Consider the following 17,263-nt stretch of genomic DNA (forward strand, 5'->3'; position numbering starts at 1 on the left):
ACGGCAGTGGGCACCGTTCGAGGAATGACGAATGACGCCTAGGTCAGGCTGCGCAGCAGCAACGTCAGTATGCGTGGTAAATTCGTCTTCTGCCGCCGAGCCTGGCCAATGTGCAAAAGAAACAAAGACGAACACAGCCAATAGAAGGGCAACTGCTACCCGCAGTGTCGCGTCGCATTTCGAAGTAGGCCGCTGTGCACGTCTGTTCATCAGGCCATCCCAAATAAAGTTCTCAGGCTCAAAGATAAGGGTATGACACAGGCGGTGTCCTGATTTGGATTAGTCACAATGTATGTTCGTCAGCCCGAGGGGCCCCCAAATCTTTCGATGAAATGGTTGTGACATCTCGAAGGCGTATCGGAACTTGGCAATTCGGGTATTCTGTAAGGTTTGGGTTCAGCCCGCGTCTAACCAAAACAGAAGCGGATAAGGCGGACTTGTCTGCGCACAAAAATGGGACGCATCTGCAATGACAGACCATGACCAACGAAAGAACGACCCAGCACCAGCGCCTGGTTTCTGGAAATCACGCACAGGGGTCGGGCTGATCGTTTTTCTTGCTGTTGCTGCAATACTGCTCGGTTTTGAACACCGCATTCATATCTTCGCGGGTAATGGCCTGATAGCCGTCTTGTTGCTTGCCTGCATCGTAATGCACTTTTTCATGCATGGTGGCCACGGGGGCGGAGGTCATGGCGGGCACGGAGGGGACAAGTCGTGAACGACGTTGCCTCCTCATATGGTCTTTGGCTCTTTGCCGCCCTCAACGCCGCAATCTTCATCATCTTTGCCTTCAGCTTTTTCAAACCGCAGACCTCGCGCGACTGGCGCAGCTTTGGCGCGTTCAGCGCCTTTCTGGTGGCGCTGTTCTCCGAAATGTATGGCTTTCCGCTGACCATCTATCTGCTGTCGGGCTGGTTGCAGACCAACTATCCTGGGGTCGACTGGTTCGCGCATGATGCGGGACACTTGCCCGAAATGATGTTCGGTTGGCAGGCCAACCCGCATTTCGGACCGTTCCATATGCTCAGCTTTGTGCTGATCGGTGGCGGCTTTTGGATGATTTCCGCTGCATGGCCGGTTTTGTACGCCGCGCAGCGCAAAGGTGAGCTTGCCACTACCGGACTCTATGCCCGGATGCGGCATCCGCAATATGCGGGCTTCGTCTTGGTCCTGACCGGGTTCTTGGTGCAATGGCCGACGCTTTTGACCTTGGCGATGTATCCGTTTCTGATCTGGATGTACGCCCGTCTGGCGCGCACGGAGGAGCGCGAAACACGAGAACGGTTCGGTGCGGTCTTCGAGGGTTATGCCCGACACGTTCCAGCCTTTTTTCCGGCGCTACGGTCAAGCCCTCGGCGAGCACATTGATCGAAAAAGGACAGAACCTTGACAACCGAACCAGCCAAGACAGATACTCAGGCCGAAAAGCTCGCCTCCCGGTTTCCAACCGCCTACACGATCTTGCTCCTGCTCATCGTTCTTTTGGCCGCTCTGACCTGGATCATTCCGGCAGGTCAATATGACCGCGAGATGAACGAAGCGGTCGGGCGAGAAGTCGCCGTGGCAGTTGCATACAAGACGGTTGAAGCCAATTCGCAAGGTTTCATCGATGTTCTGTTGGCCCCGAAGAGCCGTTTGAAACGCCAAAACAGGCGCAGATCGGAAGCAACTTGAACCCCAATGGCAAAACCGGCACGAAACTGCTCCTTCCGGTGGTTCGTCGGATCGTGATTCGGCTCCTAAAAGGTGCCGCCAGCGGTGTCCTGTTATCGCGCGAGATTGACTATACGGATGGTCGAAAACTTCGTTGGCATAGGGCTGATCTGATCCGCTTTATGCGGGATCTTGCTGCAGAGGCCGCGTCACAGCGCAAAATTGCCAATCAAGTGGAACTTCCCCGTTTTGGCAATCGGCTGATGGTTGAACTGGCGGTGTTCACCAGCGCCGCCTATCGGGTTTTGCTGGACGCCGGTGTCGCCCCCCCAACGGCCCGGCAATTGGTCGCCGATACGGGCTGGGTGGTCTATGCACGAATGATTGCGCTTTCGTCATTGCCGTTTCGCCTCGTCACCCGCGATCCGGCGCGCCGGTTGCAATGGACGATCAAGTCCTTGCTACGCTTTCCCTTCAGCGCGCCGGGTGCGCCGGGTTATGGGGTCGAGACGTATCTGGACGGCGACGATATCATTACCAACTTCACCCACTGCCCGCCGCAGAGCTTCGTACGGGCCTTGGTTGCGGCGCGCGGCGACCGTGGTGATCTGGAGGCGTTCTTTGCAAGCTGGTGTCAATACGACTGGCCAGGAGCTGATATCATCGCCGGTGACGGTGAACGCGGACACCATGCCAGGACCCAAACACTGTCGCGGGGCGACCCGCGATGCGATATGTGCTGGAAAGCAAAAGCGAACGCGAATTTGGGAGTGTCGACATGTGTCTCTCAGCCCAAGTAAGCTTTGCGGCCAGCGTCTTTCTGGTAGGCGGCGGTGCGGCGATTTCAGTCACGGCATGGCGCCGCAACATGCGCTATCTCCCGATTGCGCTGATGCCACTCTTTGCCGGTTTGCAACAGTTCATGGAAGGCAATGTCTGGCTGGGCATGACCGGCAATGACCCGTTTACAGTGCTCTGGGGGGCGATGGGGTTCATCTTTTTCACTTGGTTCATGTGGCCGATCTGGATCCCGTTCTCGGTCTATGTGCTGGAGCCCAATGATAGCCCACGCAAGCGCCTGTTCCTGATCTTCGCGTTGGTCGGGCTAGCCTTCGGGTTGCTGCTCTATATCCCGCACGGACTAAACAGCTCAATGGTGGTGGTGGAGATCAACAATCAGTCTCTGGCCTATGAAAAGTCGATGTGGCTCGACTTCATGATGCCATGCTGGCTGACCAACACGATCTACGGCGCATTGATCATCCTTCCCCCGGCGCTGTCGCGCTACCGGCATATACGTCACTTTGCGCTGACGTTAGTGGCGGTCGTAGTGGTCGATTTCGTGTTTCTTCGATATGCTTACATCTCGTTCTTCTGCCTTCTGGCGGGGTTGGCGACACTACATCTAGTCTACATCATCCTGACCAATAAATGTGCCCGCGAATGCCCGGAGCTCTTTGCTTGATCGAGAAATCCAAATGACGAGAGACGATGCGCGTGAGTGATCCCCGAATAGCTCAACCTGAGATTTGGCTGATCGGAGGCTATGGCGATGTTGGACTGCGCACCGCCTTTCACCTCGCAAAGCTTCCAGGTTTTGGTGTCGTTCTCGCCGGGCGCGACGCGGCAAAAGCGGCCTCAGCAGCAGCTTCGCTGGGAGGCAACGTGCGCGGCGTCGGCCTTGATATCTCGTCTCCCACCGCCCAAGAACAGATCAGCCGGGCCGCCGCTGTCATCAACTTCGTTGAAACCTGCCCACCCGACCTGCCAGCGGCTATTGCCAAGGCCGGGGGCATTTTTATCGAGACTTCGGCCGAGGCGATCTATCTGGGCAAGATCGCCGATAGAATAGCGGACGGAGTGCGCGGAAATGAAAAGGTCAATTCCAAAGGGCTGGTAGTGCTCAGTGTTGGTACCTCTCCTGGGCTGACTAATATTCTGGCACGACAGATCAAAGATCAGTTCCCGCAAACATCAAGGATCGACCTTTGCCTCGAAATGGGTCTCGGGCGGCATTATGGGCAGGCTGCTACTGCGTGGTTCTTGCGAAACCTGTCCCAGAGCTACTCCACCATGATAGAAGGCCGCCTGCAGCAGATGAAACCCGGGCAACTGTCGCGGCGATTTTGCTTTACCCCCGGAGGTCGGAGCGTCCCGGCAATTGGCTACGGGTTATCCGATCAGCTTGATATCGCGCGAGAGCTTGACATGAAAACCGTGCGTACTTTTTCGGCCTTTGCCCCATCAATGGGAACCGGTTTCGTGCGCCTGATCGTGAACAGCTTCCTCGCGCGCGCGATCTCACGCAATGCCCGGCGCTGTGCCAAATGGATGTCCGCACTACCGACGATAGGACCCGTCCGCACCCGGATGTCGCTGGAGGGTTTTGACGATGCGGGGCGGGAAACCGGGTCGGTCCAGGTCGTTACATCCGATCAGTCTGAAGTGACGGCGGCAATGACTGCTCTGACGACTGAAATGGCCTTAACCGCGTCGCTTAGTGGGATAACTCACTCCGACTACTTGGTGTCTGCAGATGCCGCTATCTCGCGCATTTCCAGGGACGTTCCAGGCTCGACAATTTCGTGGTAATGTTGTGCCTGAAAGTCCCCTCTCATCGGAGATGCTATCGCCTAAGCCTATCCAATTGTCGCGATGACTGATCAATGCTGTTCACGACCTACTCATCATGCCAACCTTACTATCGCTTTGCTGATTTGTGCGCCATTTTGCGATAACTTTGGTTGCGGTCGTATTAGTGGATATTGCATAATTGCAAGGTCATTTTTTTCCTACTTCTGCCTGCTGGCAGGACTGGCCACTTACATCTTGTAGACGACATTCCTCGAACTAATTTGCTCAGGAAAGCCCGAATCTCATTGCTTGAGCACAATTGGACAGAGCACTGTTAACCGGGCTGACCAAGATGATGGGTCGCAATTCGAGGAGAACGAGATGGATTACTTTTTTGGGCGCTGAACTGCTGTTCAGCGCGCTCTGTTCGGATAGCAGCATTAACGAATAGTGACATAGAGTGGTATTCTGCGCTCAGCCTGAACCGACCCTTGTAATGTCGCGCCGCCCCGAGCGTCTAAACCCTATAGATGCCAAATCTCGATGGGAAATGGCTCATGACATGACGGGCGATGACTGTAATCCGCTTATCTCCCTGGTGGTATGGCCACCATAAACCAGAAAGGTCTGAATTATGTATGGATATGGTATGGAATTCGGCGGCTTAGCTATTGCAGTCCTGCTGAAACATCTGCGCAGATGACAATTGTCCCTGAAAGCTGCTCTGTTTTGCACTCCCCAAACATTGGCTGTGAGTTGCATGGGTCGGACCTGGCAGATGATCGCTCGACCCTACTTGTTCCCTTGCATCGTAAAAAATCCATTACAGCGGTCGCGCATTCCCTCGGAGCCATCTCGTGCGCGATTTTTTTTCAGAAACCCTATTATCTGACCAATATCCCAAGGATCCAACCATGAATGAGTCGTTTAACCATGCCGGAGCCTGGGGCATCACATTGATCGTTATCGTCTTGGCGTCTTGGTTCTTCTATCGCTACTTTGCCCCTAAAAACTGGCGGGAATGGGTTGGTGCCGGGGTGGTTCAGGCCTTTATCATTGCTCTCTATGCCGAAATGTATGGCTTTCCACTGACAATCTATCTGTTGGTTCGTTTTTTCGGTCTGGACAGCGAATATGTCAGTGCCAGCCTTTGGTCGACCTTAGTGGGGCTCGGCGAAACTGGCATGCTAATTTCAATGTTAATTGGATATGCGATCGCCTTCGTTGGAATTGGTCTCTTTGTTCAGGGGTGGCGTCAAGTCCACAGGGCGCGAAGCGAAAACCGTCTGGTGACTGACGGCTTGTATGCGTACGTGCGGCATCCGCAGTATACAGGGCTGTTTATCGCTTTGTTCGGAGAAGGCATTGTGCATTGGCCAACGCTTTTCTCGGTTGGGCTTTTCCCAGTAATCGTGCTTGTCTACACATGGCTGGCTTGGCGTGAGGAACAGCAGGTACTCAAACATTTTGGCAAAGAATATCGCACCTATCAGCGGCGGGTGCCAATGTTTGTCCCTCGTTGGGGCCGTTGGCATCAACTCGCCGCTGCTTCACGAGACAGAATTGATGATGATACAGCGTGAACATGATCTATCGTGTCTCCGTTTCAGAAGGTTTTTGTTAGCGCACAAACGGATCAACCTCACATTCCGCTCCCGCCGTCATTCACCACTGCAAGTTCACTCCGCCTTGGCCGAGCAGATGGGTTTAGTCTTTTAGCCTTTAGACTGGGTAATCCATCAAAATGACGCTCTGAGGATTTCTTGATAGCCCGTCACGACTGGGAACCAAAAAATTGGCAAGGTATCGAAAAGAATATCCGATACGGAGATTCATCATCAAACAGGACACGCTGCTGACCAGAGCGATCAACGAATGAACCCTCCGTGGTTGCACGAAGTGTAACTATTTGGCCTGCCGGGCGTCTATAAGAACATCCTGCGGCGCATCTGGTGTGTCGGTCTCAGGACTGTGACGACATAGACCGTTTACTGGTCAGACTGTGTTGAAAGAAAGGACCTTCTCATGCGACTAACTAGTTTACTTGCTTCGACGATCATTGTTGCGTTGACGAACACCCCCTTGGCTGTTCGCGCGGATGATGTGGAGACATTGCCCGATGTGTCAGCTTCCGATGGACAAGGGGCCGAGCAGTGTCAGAGCGACCTTCGGGCGTTCGAGCGCGAACTGTCTGACGTCGGCTTTGGTGTCTTGGCGCCGGGTGGCTACAGCGCGGGAAACGCTAGCTACGGTGCGGGATATTATGGCTATGGCGTGATCGGCACGTCGCGTGCGCAGATTCAGGCGTTGCGAAACGCCGCCCAAGTGTATGCGTTTCAGGACAACGAGGAGGCCTGCCAGACCGAGCTTGCCTCCATGCGTCAAATTTACGAACAGCATGGCAAGCGTGTTGGTACCGCGGCCGACAACCCGGCGATCCGGACAGCGTGGCGACGCGCCCATCTCGCGAACGCGGTTCCAGTCACAGAGATGGATAGGCTGATGCGCGCGAATTTGGTCACGGGAGCCGATCTGCGCACCCCTGATGATGAGGCGCTGGGGAAAATTGTGGACGTCGTACTCGACCCGCAACGGCAATCGATTGCCTACGTGTTGGTCTCAAGCGGGGGCTTTCTTGGAATAGGCGAAGAGTTAGTGGCGGTGCGTTGGTCCGATCTGCGCGCAACAGAGGATCACGAGATTTTCGTGCTCGATGCGACGCCAGAAGCCTTTGCGGCAGCACCTAAGGTGGAGCGGCGGAACTTCGAGGAAAGCGCGGGTGAGGCTTGGCGTGACAGCCTCGATCAATACTGGGGCAGCGTAATCGATAACACATAACTGAAAAATCTTGACTTCAAGCCGTGGGATCACACACCTAAACAGCGCCCAAGATGCCATGAGGTAACCTAGCAACTTGGCCGGACTGGCCGCTCGCCAACCGCGACATCCCGTGCCTCTATCCCAAAGGACAACAGATGCCCGACGTCATAAAACCTGTAACTCCCAGCAATTTGATGTATGCTCCGGAGCATCTGAACCAGACCTGTTTCTGCATCACACTCGACCAGAGCGAACTGACGCGGGAGCTGGACACGGCTTCAGGCCAGCATGGATTTCGAGAACGGATCACGGTCAATCAACCGCATCTGTTCTCCAATGTGCCGGTATTTCTGACTTCTTCGGCTCTTCTCGCTATGCAGGATATCGTCGCGGCTATCGAACAGGTGGCACGGATTCCAGCCTATAAGGCGGCGGTTCTGAGTTGGGCCCCGGACATTGCGCATCCTGATCATGGGCCGCAAGGCGCGCTGATGGGTTATGACTTTCATCTATCCGGCGACAGCCCGAAATTAATCGAAGTGAACACCAACGCCGGTGGTGCGTTTCTGAACGCGCTGTTGGCGCAGGCGCAGACGTTGTGCTGTATTGGCCGGGTGCAGGTCGCGGACGAGAGCCTGGTCGCAAGGTTCGAAGATGCAGTAATTGCGATGTTCCGCGCAGAATGGCAGCGACAGCGTGGGGCAGCGCCGCTGCGCCGCATCGCAATAGTTGATGATGCACCACAGGATCAATACCTTTATCCCGAGTTAGTGCTGGCCCAGCAGATGCTGGCGCGGCACAATATTAACGCGGTGATCTGTGATCCGAAGGATCTCACCTCCCGCGACGATGGGCTTTTCTTTGGCGATCTACTGATTGATCTGGTCTATAATCGTCTGGTGGATTTCACCCTGTCTGAAACGCGTCACGCCGTATTGCAGGACGCCTATCAAACGGGTGCTGTGGTGGTCACGCCAAATCCGCACAATCACGCTTTGCTGGCGCATAAGCGCAACCTGACGGTATTGTCAGACCCTGCGGCATTGGCGGCACTTGATGTAGGTCCCGCGCTCGCTGCCCGGTTGCACTCCAACCCTCAGACCCGGATGGTTACTCCGGACAACGCTGACGATCTTTGGCAGACCAGACGGCAGTTGTTCTTCAAGCCCGTCTCGGGGCATGGCGGCAAAGCGGTCTATCGCGGCGACAAGCTAACTAAATCGGTCTGGGCCAACATCATGCGTGAAGATTATGTTGCGCAGGCGCTGGCGACTCCTAGCCAGAGGATGATCGAGATCGACGGCGTGCCTACACCGCGCAAGGTAGATCTGCGGCTTTATACCTATGACGCTCGGCCTTTGTTGGTCGCAGCCAGAATTTATCAGGGACAGACCACAAATTTCAGAACCACTGGTGGTGGATTTTCGCCGGTTCTGGTCCTTTGAACGCTCTTGCTGCCGAATTGCGGCGAACCTGAGCACGGTACTGTAATCCGCAGCAAGCGCACACGTCTAAATGATCAGGACGCCCAAACTGCTCAGCGTGGGAGGCTCCACCCGACGGCTTGAGCAGGATGACGTTATGAGCATCAATTCCGAAACGCCGTGGTTCGAGCTGCCCGTCCGATCCGACGCATCTTGCCCCTTGTGCCCGGCGGGGAGATTTTGCTGTGCCTTTTTGTGAGAAAGATCATCCGCACCGGTTGGCTCGATGTGCAATTGCCCAGCGGACGGAGGCATGTCCTTGGCGAAGGCCCGCCGCTGGTCGCCGTGCGCATTGCCAAATCGGCCACAGTCTGGAAGCTGCTGCGTAACCCAGAACTAGCGTCGGGTGAAGCCTTCATTGACGGAACGCTTGCGGTTGAAAGCGGGGCGATCTACGATCTACTGGAACTGGTGATGGCCAAGCTGAAAATGAGTTCTGGTCCCGGTCCGATACGCCTGCAAACTCAGTTCCGGAAACCGCTGCGCGGGGTTGTTCAGCATAATCCGGTTGTCACTGTTGCTCAGCAAACAGTTTCAGTATCGCACCGCCGTCATCTTCCCACACTGATTCAGGTTGGTTCGGGCCATTGAATTTCAAGTTTTTCTGCCATGATGGTGCGGCGGGTTGACCGGAATCCAGAGGAACTGGAAATCTGACATCTATTTCTGCTCCACCATGCGACGTTTTGGCGCCCTCGAAATGGCTTAACATTCCCAGCATTGCGGTGTTTTGGCTGTGCACCAGCGCGTTGAATTCGGCAATGCCGTGGCGCTGCGCGAACTTGGCTAGAACTTCGAGCAGAAGACTGCCCAGCCCCTGCCTTTGATGACAGTCCACTATGGTGATCGCGATCTCAGCAACATGCTTCTGACTGGGCAGCCGAATGTAACGGGCAATCCCGATCGGTTGAAGTTCAGCAGTGCCGATCAACAAGGCGCCGATAGCGACATGATCCGGTTCGTTGGTCGCAGTGAACTCGTCCAATTCCTTTTTCGAGAGATTTTTATGCGCGCCCAGAAAGCGGAAATATTTTGCGCGCGCCGACAAATGCTCGAAACCAACCTCCAGAAGATGACGGTCGTCTTGTGTTACCTCCCTGATCAGTACAAGAGTGCCGTTTTTCAGGGCTGCTGAGAAGGGTGGGAAGTTCATCTCTAGGTGCTCCTGCTCCGTGAAACTGGCGGGCAGTTCGGCAGCGGCGAGCGCGCCTGCGGGCAGGGCCATGTTTCCGTCCGCGGGGACGTTCGTTTCCTGAACGGTCGGCTGCGTGACGTACCATCCTGCCGCTGCCACGGCGATCAGAGCAAGAAATATCGCTGCCCGTTTCATTCTATTAGATTCCATCTTTCATGATGCCGTGCTGGCCAAATGTATCGGCAAATTCAAAGCCGGTCTTTCTCGCCTTGGCGCGCTCGGCTTTGCTGACCTTCTCGGGCGGCCTGCTGTCCACCGGTTCTCGTCCCGATCGTTGCAAGGGTTTGGTGAAAAAGGTGGTGATTTCCTGATACCTGATCCGAGTATCTTCCAGCGTCTGATAATAGCTAAACAGCTCTTTCAAAGGCGCTGAAAAGTCCTTGTGTGCAGCAAGGACCGCGACGAGCGCCCCGAGACTGATGCGCCCCTCGATGACGAAGTAGCCGCCAAGCGAGTAGAACAGGAACGGGGTCAGGGCTGTCAGGAAGTTGTTCAGTGCCTTGATGAAGAACTTGAGCCGGAATATCCGCCTTCTCACCTGCTCCAATGCCCGGAAGCTGGCGCTCGTCGGCATGTGACGGGACAGCCCATCCGGGCCGTCACGCAACTGGTCGCTGAGTTGTCGACCCAATTGCCGCACTTCCTGTATTCTGGTCCGTGACAGCAAGTTGACGCGGCGCTGGAGATTGGGAAGCAAGACAAGCTGAATGGGCAAGACGGTCAGCGCCGCAGCCCCCAGTACCGGGTCCTGAACAAACATGAAGAGCAGGATAGTTGCGAGGGTCCCGCCTTGCAGGATCGGCTGGGTGAGGACATCGGCCGCGAACCCGCCAACGGGTTCGACCTCTTGGGCGAGAATTGGCACGATCTCACTCTGATTCCGGGCTTTTGGATCATTGCGCCATTGCCGGTAAACCAGCAGTCGGAAGCGACGCAGGAACCGCTCCGCAACGTAGCCTTTGAATACGTTGAGTGCATACTTGTTCAGACCATTCAGGATGATCGCCAGCAGATAGAGGCCGCACAGGATCATCAGGAATGCGACCTGATCAAACTCGAACCCGAAAAAATCCAGCGGGAAGCGATCAGAATCCAGGGCGTTGTTCACGATCTGCTTGGGCAACTCCAGTGTCATATAGAGGATCGGCATGGCGATCAGGCTCAGGACGATCATCAGCGCCTGCTGGTTCTTCGAATAGCGCAACACCGAACTGAACAGGCCGGGGTCCAGCCCGCGAATGGGTTCCAGCCGGGGCTCGGCCAGTTTCGTGCGCCGCCAGAACCTGAGCAGACCATTGATGAGCAGATAGGCCGCAACGCCCGTCAGCAACGCGGGCGCGATGACCAGGATCAGGTGCAAGAATGGATGCACCCAATCCGGTGTCGTTTCATTGTAGTCGTAGCCGAAAGCCGCGGAGACGTTGTGCACAAACACATGATATGCGTCCAAAAGAGACACTTGCTAGATCCTCAGCTCTTCGATTTTGGCGCCAGATGATCATGTACGATGATCACGCCCCACATCCCAGCGTCGCGGTGACCGGGGATCAGGCAGGCAAATTCCAGATTGGTCTTGGACGAAAACTTCCAGACCAGTTCGGCGGTCTCACCGCTCGGGATTGCGACGGCATTCGCGTCCTGATGCTTCATGTCGGGATGGTTTCGCATCCAGATTTGGTGCTTCTCGATCTCGTTGAAAGAACCGAGGAAAAATTCGTGATCCAGCGCGCCGGGGTTTCTTATGACAAAGCGCACAACAGATCCGTTCTCGATAGAAATCGCATCCGGCTCGAAAAGCATGTAGCCGCTGGCCGTTTCCTTGATGTTGATAGCGATAGTTCTGGTGATTTCGGCTCCATTTCCCGGTTTCCCAATAGGATCATGGTCAGGTAAATCATGTGCCCCTGTATGGGGGTGTGGGCTTTTCCCGGAGTTCGCCTCAGCGGCCCAACCGGACAATGTTAGCGCAAGGCCGAGGGTGCATGTTCTTAAAAATTTTTTCATGGTCTGCTCCGCCCCACCGAATATCTGGTCAAATTCACGCATAGGATCGTGAAGGCCACGGCGGTTGCCGCGGCCTTCACGGAAAAGGTTATTTGATTGTAGTGACGGTCAGCTTGCCTTTGACCCGGTCAGCGACGAACTCGATGTCCTGGCCTTCCGCCATCTTGGCAATCAGCACTTCGTCCGCGCGGAACACCATGGTCATCGCAGGCATGTCGAGGTTGACCAATGGGCCATGGGAAATGGTCACTTTGCCTGCCTTGGCATCGATTTTCTTGATGGAGCCCGTGCTGTATTCCACATCCGCCTGCACCATCTTCTCGCCCACAGTAATCGGGCCGTGCATGCCGGATTCGTAGTGACCGGGGATCAGGCAGGCGAACTCGAACGTGCCTTCGTTTGCGAACGTCCAGATCACCTCACCGCTACCACCTTCGGTTAGACGGACAGAATTTGGGTCGTCATGCTCCATGTCCATCGCGGCCATCATTTCCTTGTGCTCGGCATTGCCTTCGACCGTGTCGATGACGAACTCATGCTCGATCTCGCCCTTGTTCATGACATTGAAGCGGATGGTTTCACCCTTCGCGATTTCAAGCGAATTGGGTTCGAACACCATTTCGCCGTCGTCTGTCTCGCGCATTGTCACGTCGATGGTCCGATCCACTTTCGCCAGATCACCGGGCATGCCGATCATCATTTCGGCATGCTCGTCCGCGTGGGTCTCGTCATGGCCGCCGCTGTGGGTGCCTGCGGCAAACGCGGGAACGGAGAGGGCCATGGTCAGGGTTGTCGTCAGTAGAAGATTTTTCATTTCGTTGTCCTGTAGGTTGGTTGGTGAGTTGAAGTCGAAGGGCCGGTCAGCCCTTAGAAGCTGGTTTTGGAGGCAGTAGGGTCTTGGGGCTGTTGTTGGAGACGAACTCGGGCAATTCACCCGTCCATTCGTAGGCCTGCTCGCCCGGCTGGTTTTCGTACCAACCGGGGTCTTCGTAATCGTCCGCGTCGATGCCGTCCCGCACCTTCACGACCGAAAACATGCCGCCCATTTCGATGGGCCCGTAGGGTCCCCACCCCGTAATCATCGGGATGGAGTTGTCGGGCAGCGGCATTTCCATCTTAGCCAAATCTCCCATGCCGTTGGTGTCCCTGGGCATGTATTCCGGCTGGAACTGACGGATTTTTTGCGTGCGCGGTTTCTCATGCACGCCGATGAAGGTCCAGAGGTTGAAACCCGTCATCGTCATGATCCGTGGCACATAAGTGCCGGGATCGATGTCGAAGGCATTGGCCGAAGCCCCGGTAAAAACGTGGATTTTCATGATTGGTACCTAACTGATGAACTTCGGATTCACGCACATCAGCGCACAAAACGAAGACCCGCTAAGGGCCTTGAATCAGATCAGGAGCTGGGGTGGCCGAAGAAAACCAGAAGGCTCAATCGAGTTTGTCTGCGCACGAAGAGGCAGGTATTTGTCACCTGTCGATTGCTCGACAAAATGGCCGCCAGTTTCATCCAGAAAAACGGAAAAACAGATCCCGCTACAACACTGACCTGCCGCATCATCTTCATCAGCCGACGCCAACATCGAACCGCTTTTGTCATGCTGCGCATGTGAGCATGTCGGGTTATGCGATTCTTGGCGCACTTCATGGCCAGACTGAGAAGTCGAATAATGGTGATCGCCGTGCGTGCCGGAAGCCGCATGGGATGCAGACGGTTGTGAAAACACCAACACCAACGACAACGCAAAGATAAGGCACGCGAGGGCCTTGAGCAATCCAGAAATGGAGCGGCTTCGATACATAAGTGGATTATGAAAGATGTGTGATCGGTTGTCAATCCTTTAGCGTCAGGCTCAGATCACCTTATGCTATTCAGAAGTTTGCGACATAACCGCCAAGCGTGCGACATTTCTGAACATTTAATGGAACCAAAGCAAGGCACAGTCACTTGTCTGCTATATGGGTATCTCAAACCTTCCACTAGGATGTGCTGAAGCGCAGCATGCCAATCAATATAAGGATGACATACCAATGGTTTCACATTCGACACATCAGGATAGCTCATCAACGACAGGCGGCGGTTACGGACGCTTCTTTGCAATGATCGCAACGTCGACTGTGGTCATGTACGGTCTCATGTATTTAAACACATATGCCATTGACCACGTTTTCTTTTCGCAAACACGGATGTGGATGGCGCTGTATATGGGCGGCATGATGGCAATTATCATGCTGGTCTTCATGCTGGGGATGTATACTAACAGATCCACAAATATCGCGATCTTTGTTGGTGCGGCCTTGGCGTTTGTCGCGGGCGTCGCACTTGTACGCACTCAGGCGACGGTCGGTGATGTTGCGTGGATGAAAGCTATGATCCCGCACCACTCTATCGCAATTCTGGTGAGTGAGCGTGCAAACTTCTCCGACCCACGAGTGCAAGGACTCGCTAATGCAATCATCGAAGCTCAGCTTAGCGAAATTGCAGAAATGAAGAGCTATATCGCGGATATTGAAGCGAATGGTGACGCATCTGCGGGCACGTCGCGCACGATTCCATCCGAATAACTCCCAAAAGGAGGAGCCGCCATGTCGGTAGCTGAAAATATTGATGGTTCTGATGTGGCGAAAACAAAGAGCGTGGGCGATGGAAAAGTCGCCTCGTTATACCGGATGGCCATGCCTGGGCACCTTTGCCCTTACGGACTGAAATCCAAATCTCTACTGGAACGCAAGAGGTTGAGTTTCGACGACATTCTTTTGACCACCCGTGATGAGGTGGATGCCTTTAAGGCGGCTCACGGCGTCGAAACCACACCGATTTTGTTGATCGGGGGATGGCGTTAATTGGAACTGGCAGCGCGCTCGTCTGGCTTGTCTCCCCCGTCGGCATCTTTATCGGAACAATCGGCGCGATCAGTGTCATTATGGCTGTCTATATCGAAAAACGCGAATTGAAATGCGCCTGTATTGGCGGAGAAGTGGCGGCGGCCGCGACGGCAATTCACAGCAGCTTGCCTCGTTCAAGCTGCGAAGGGTGAATGCTCTTTCAAAGTTTAACTGACTATGCTACTCCCTCTGGGCAATATTGACTTGCCAAACTGGATATTATGATTCATGCGGGTAACGCTTTTCTGGCTTTTCTGCTGGCGTTGACAATTACGTTGTCGTCGTTGTTGACGCATGGAGCAGGTGATGCGCACGCTGGCTTAGCGGCCAGTGAAACGGCTAACGTTCACGCGATCTCAATGTGCGGCTCGCCAAGCAATATGAGCGATGGCTGGGATGGTTGCGATGGAATGGCAGGACACTGCCTGATTGCCTCTTGTGAGACCTACAGTCTGTCGCAACCCTCGCCGATCCGGATTGATATCAGCCACCCGGCGCTGCAGGCCAAATCCTACAGGATTTTCGCTACGATCGAGATCCCGCCGCCACGCGCGCCACAATAACGCCAGAGCCTAATGTCACGCCGCCCGCTGGGGAGGGGTTCCTTTAGATTTGTCGTCTCGATATAATGCATAGACCGTCTCTCGCGTCTTTTCACATAAGCAAGCAAACAATGCGCCGCGTGCTCGCGCGTCGCTCTCATCTGTATATTTTTGAAAGGAATGGAAATGAATTCCATTGCCATGTTCCGCGCGGCCCTTCTGGGGTTGGCGGTAACCACTCTGGGCGGGTTCAGCGCCACTGCCGGAACCTATGACATCAGTGTCGACAACATCCGCATCGACACCGGTGACTTCAAGAAAAAGGGCGTCGGCTATAATAATAGCCAAATTCCGACCGTTCTGCGCTTCAAAGAGGGTGAAAACGTCACCCTGAACGTCAAAAACAACCTGCGCGAGTCGACGTCGATCCACTGGCACGGACTGATCCTGCCGTTCCGCCAAGACGGTGTGCCCGGTATCAGCTTTAACGGCATCAAGCCGGGCACGACCTTCACCTACAACTTCCCGATCAAGCAGGCGGGCACATATTGGTTCCACAGCCACTCCGGCTTTCAAGAGCCTGATGGTGCCTATGGAGCGATCGTGATCGAGCCAAAAGGCCACGATCCTGTTCATGCCGATCGCGACTATGTCGTGCAGTTGACCGATAAGCACCCCCACAGCGGCAACAAGATCTTCCGAAACGTGAAACGCTCGGCCGACTATTATAACCGCTCCCAACGCACGCTCGATGATCTTGTTAACGACGCTCGGGCAGACGGGCTGAAAGCGACCCTCAAAGACCGCAAGATGTGGGGCAAAATGCGGATGACCCCGACTGACGTTGAGGACATCCAAGGCTTTACCGCCCTGATTAACGGGCAGAGCACCAAACAAAACTGGACCGGCCTGTTCAAAGCAGGCGAGAAAGTGCGCCTGCGGCTCATCAACTCGTCAGCAATGACGTACTTCGATGTGCGGGTACCGGGCCTGAAGATGACTGTCGTGCAAGCGGACGGCAACAACGTGAAACCTGTCGTCGTTGACGAGCTGCGCATCGCTGTCGCAGAGACCTACGACGTGATCGTCGAGCCGCGTAAGAACATGCCCTATTCGGTGATCGCTGAATCGATGGGCCGTACGGGACTGGTGCGGGGCACCCTTACACCGCAGGCCGGACTTGTCGGCGGTGTCCCTCATTTGCGCCCGCAACCGCTTCTTACCATGGCTGATATGTCAGGCATGATGGGTGGTATGGGCATGGACATGGATGGCATGAGCATGGGGAACATGGACATGGGCGGTATGAAAATGAACCTTACCGATACCGGCATGAACGACATGGCCGGAATGGAAATGCCGAAAACTGATGCCGATCCACACGCAGGGCATGACATGGGAAACATGGATATGGGCGATATGAAGATGCCCAATAAGGAGGCCGATGCTCACGCGGGGCACAACATGAAGAACATGGATATGGGCGGCATGAAGATGCCCAAAAAGAAGGCCGGTGCTCACGCGGGGCACAACATGAAGAACATGGATATGGGCGGCATGAAAATGTCCAAGAAATCCATGGCAGGCATGAACGACATGAACGGCAAAACCGAGTTCTATGCGAAAGGGAGCGGGCTGACGCCTCATGCAGCGAACGGCGGCAAGTTTCTGTCTTATGACGACCTGAAAGCAAGCCAACCACTGTTCCGGGATCGCAAGGCGACGCGCACCATTGAACTGCGTTTGACCGGTAACATGGAGCGTTATATCTGGTCGATCAACGGCGTTAAAATGCAGGATGCCGACCCGATCGTACTGAACTATGGCGAGCGTGTACGCTTTAAGTTCGTGAACGAGACGATGATGGCGCACCCGATGCACCTGCACGGCATGTGGTCCTTGCTTGATACCGGCAAGGGCAAGTGGAACCCCATCAAGCATACCGTCAACATCAATCCCGGCACCACGGTCTATACCGAAACCGAAGTTGATGCCTCGGGTCAGTGGGCCTTCCACTGCCACCTGTCCTACCACGCCGAAGCGGGCATGTTCCGCAAAGTCGTCGTTGTCGGTGGTCCGACATGAGCTCCCATACAAAT

21 protein-coding genes are annotated in these 17,263 nt (G+C 54.9%); 16 read left to right on the top strand and 5 right to left on the bottom strand.

Annotated features, from left to right (window positions below; translation table 11 throughout):
* The first annotated feature begins 469 nt into the window (after nt 1-469).
* The 10 genes from ACVBAU_RS09320 to ACVBAU_RS09365 all read left to right on the top strand — a co-directional run bounded on the left by ACVBAU_RS09320 (nt 470) and on the right by ACVBAU_RS09365 (nt 9,125).
* Nucleotides 470-721 (top strand): DUF2933 domain-containing protein, encoded by a 252-nt coding sequence (locus tag ACVBAU_RS09320; RefSeq protein ID WP_448325914.1) that lies wholly within the window; start codon nt 470-472, stop codon nt 719-721.
* Nucleotides 718-1,371 carry a methyltransferase family protein gene (locus ACVBAU_RS09325; RefSeq protein ID WP_448325916.1) on the top strand — a complete coding sequence of 218 codons (654 nt, stop codon included), beginning with the start codon at nt 718-720 and terminating at the stop codon, nt 1,369-1,371. The genes ACVBAU_RS09320 and ACVBAU_RS09325 overlap by 4 nt, the downstream gene beginning before the upstream one ends.
* A gap of 18 nt (nt 1,372-1,389) precedes the next feature.
* The gene (locus ACVBAU_RS09330) at nt 1,390-1,677 is read left to right on the top strand and encodes a hypothetical protein (RefSeq protein ID WP_448325918.1); all 288 of its coding nucleotides are present in this window, start codon (nt 1,390-1,392) and stop codon (nt 1,675-1,677) included.
* Nucleotides 1,678-1,838: 161 nt separating this feature from the next.
* Nucleotides 1,839-2,456: a hypothetical protein gene (locus ACVBAU_RS09335; RefSeq protein ID WP_448325919.1), complete on the top strand. Its 618-nt coding sequence runs from the start codon at nt 1,839-1,841 to the stop codon at nt 2,454-2,456.
* Nucleotides 2,435-3,121, top strand: a complete 687-nt coding sequence (locus tag ACVBAU_RS09340) for a DUF6629 family protein (RefSeq protein WP_448325921.1) — start codon at nt 2,435-2,437, stop codon at nt 3,119-3,121. The genes ACVBAU_RS09335 and ACVBAU_RS09340 overlap by 22 nt, the downstream gene beginning before the upstream one ends.
* 32 nt (nt 3,122-3,153) lie before the next feature.
* On the top strand, nt 3,154-4,248 hold the full coding sequence (locus ACVBAU_RS09345; protein WP_448325923.1) for a hypothetical protein: 1,095 nt from the start codon (nt 3,154-3,156) through the stop codon (nt 4,246-4,248).
* Between the two features lie 896 nt (nt 4,249-5,144).
* On the top strand, nt 5,145-5,813 hold the full coding sequence (locus tag ACVBAU_RS09350) for a methyltransferase family protein (RefSeq protein WP_448325925.1): 669 nt from the start codon (nt 5,145-5,147) through the stop codon (nt 5,811-5,813).
* A 442-nt stretch (nt 5,814-6,255) separates the two neighbouring features.
* On the top strand, nt 6,256-7,068 hold the full coding sequence (locus ACVBAU_RS09355; RefSeq protein WP_448325927.1) for a PRC-barrel domain-containing protein: 813 nt from the start codon (nt 6,256-6,258) through the stop codon (nt 7,066-7,068).
* 137 nt (nt 7,069-7,205) lie between these two features.
* Nucleotides 7,206-8,495: a hypothetical protein gene (locus tag ACVBAU_RS09360; RefSeq protein WP_448325929.1), complete on the top strand. Its 1,290-nt coding sequence runs from the start codon at nt 7,206-7,208 to the stop codon at nt 8,493-8,495.
* Between the two features lie 219 nt (nt 8,496-8,714).
* Nucleotides 8,715-9,125, top strand: coding sequence for a hypothetical protein (locus tag ACVBAU_RS09365; protein ID WP_448325931.1), 411 nt, complete (start codon nt 8,715-8,717; stop codon nt 9,123-9,125).
* Here ACVBAU_RS09365 and ACVBAU_RS09370 read toward each other — a convergent pair.
* The 5 genes from ACVBAU_RS09370 to ACVBAU_RS09390 all read right to left on the bottom strand — a co-directional run bounded on the left by ACVBAU_RS09370 (nt 9,046) and on the right by ACVBAU_RS09390 (nt 13,052).
* Nucleotides 9,046-9,864 carry an N-acetyltransferase family protein gene (locus tag ACVBAU_RS09370; RefSeq protein WP_448325933.1) on the bottom strand — a complete coding sequence of 273 codons (819 nt, stop codon included), beginning with the start codon at nt 9,862-9,864 and terminating at the stop codon, nt 9,046-9,048. The genes ACVBAU_RS09365 and ACVBAU_RS09370 overlap by 80 nt on opposite strands.
* Nucleotides 9,865-9,868: 4 nt before the next feature.
* A complete protein-coding gene (locus ACVBAU_RS09375; protein WP_448325935.1) occupies nt 9,869-11,188 on the bottom strand; it encodes an ABC transporter ATP-binding protein in 1,320 nt (439 codons plus the stop codon).
* Between the two features lie 11 nt (nt 11,189-11,199).
* On the bottom strand, nt 11,200-11,733 hold the full coding sequence (locus tag ACVBAU_RS09380; RefSeq protein WP_448325937.1) for a cupredoxin domain-containing protein: 534 nt from the start codon (nt 11,731-11,733) through the stop codon (nt 11,200-11,202).
* Between the two features lie 88 nt (nt 11,734-11,821).
* The gene (locus tag ACVBAU_RS09385) at nt 11,822-12,547 is read right to left on the bottom strand and encodes a copper-binding protein (protein WP_448325939.1); all 726 of its coding nucleotides are present in this window, start codon (nt 12,545-12,547) and stop codon (nt 11,822-11,824) included.
* 46 nt (nt 12,548-12,593) lie between these two features.
* On the bottom strand, nt 12,594-13,052 hold the full coding sequence (locus tag ACVBAU_RS09390; RefSeq protein ID WP_448325941.1) for a hypothetical protein: 459 nt from the start codon (nt 13,050-13,052) through the stop codon (nt 12,594-12,596).
* Nucleotides 13,053-13,144: 92 nt separating this feature from the next.
* On the opposite strand from ACVBAU_RS09390, the gene ACVBAU_RS09395 reads away from it, so the two are divergent.
* The 6 genes from ACVBAU_RS09395 to ACVBAU_RS09420 all read left to right on the top strand — a co-directional run bounded on the left by ACVBAU_RS09395 (nt 13,145) and on the right by ACVBAU_RS09420 (nt 17,249).
* A complete protein-coding gene (locus ACVBAU_RS09395) occupies nt 13,145-13,489 on the top strand; it encodes a hypothetical protein (RefSeq protein ID WP_448325943.1) in 345 nt (114 codons plus the stop codon).
* 278 nt (nt 13,490-13,767) lie between these two features.
* Nucleotides 13,768-14,301, top strand: a complete 534-nt coding sequence (locus ACVBAU_RS09400; protein WP_448325945.1) for a DUF305 domain-containing protein — start codon at nt 13,768-13,770, stop codon at nt 14,299-14,301.
* Nucleotides 14,302-14,322: 21 nt separating this feature from the next.
* Nucleotides 14,323-14,580, top strand: a complete 258-nt coding sequence (locus tag ACVBAU_RS09405; protein WP_414718554.1) for a hypothetical protein — start codon at nt 14,323-14,325, stop codon at nt 14,578-14,580.
* Nucleotides 14,571-14,774: a hypothetical protein gene (locus tag ACVBAU_RS09410; protein ID WP_448325947.1), complete on the top strand. Its 204-nt coding sequence runs from the start codon at nt 14,571-14,573 to the stop codon at nt 14,772-14,774. Before ACVBAU_RS09405 ends, ACVBAU_RS09410 begins: the two co-directional genes overlap by 10 nt.
* 69 nt (nt 14,775-14,843) lie before the next feature.
* On the top strand, nt 14,844-15,185 hold the full coding sequence (locus tag ACVBAU_RS09415) for a hypothetical protein (RefSeq protein WP_448325949.1): 342 nt from the start codon (nt 14,844-14,846) through the stop codon (nt 15,183-15,185).
* Nucleotides 15,186-15,350: 165 nt separating this feature from the next.
* Nucleotides 15,351-17,249: a copper resistance system multicopper oxidase gene (locus ACVBAU_RS09420; protein WP_448325951.1), complete on the top strand. Its 1,899-nt coding sequence runs from the start codon at nt 15,351-15,353 to the stop codon at nt 17,247-17,249.
* Nucleotides 17,250-17,263 lie beyond the last annotated feature (14 nt).

Source organism: Sulfitobacter sp. M13 (assembly GCF_053474885.1).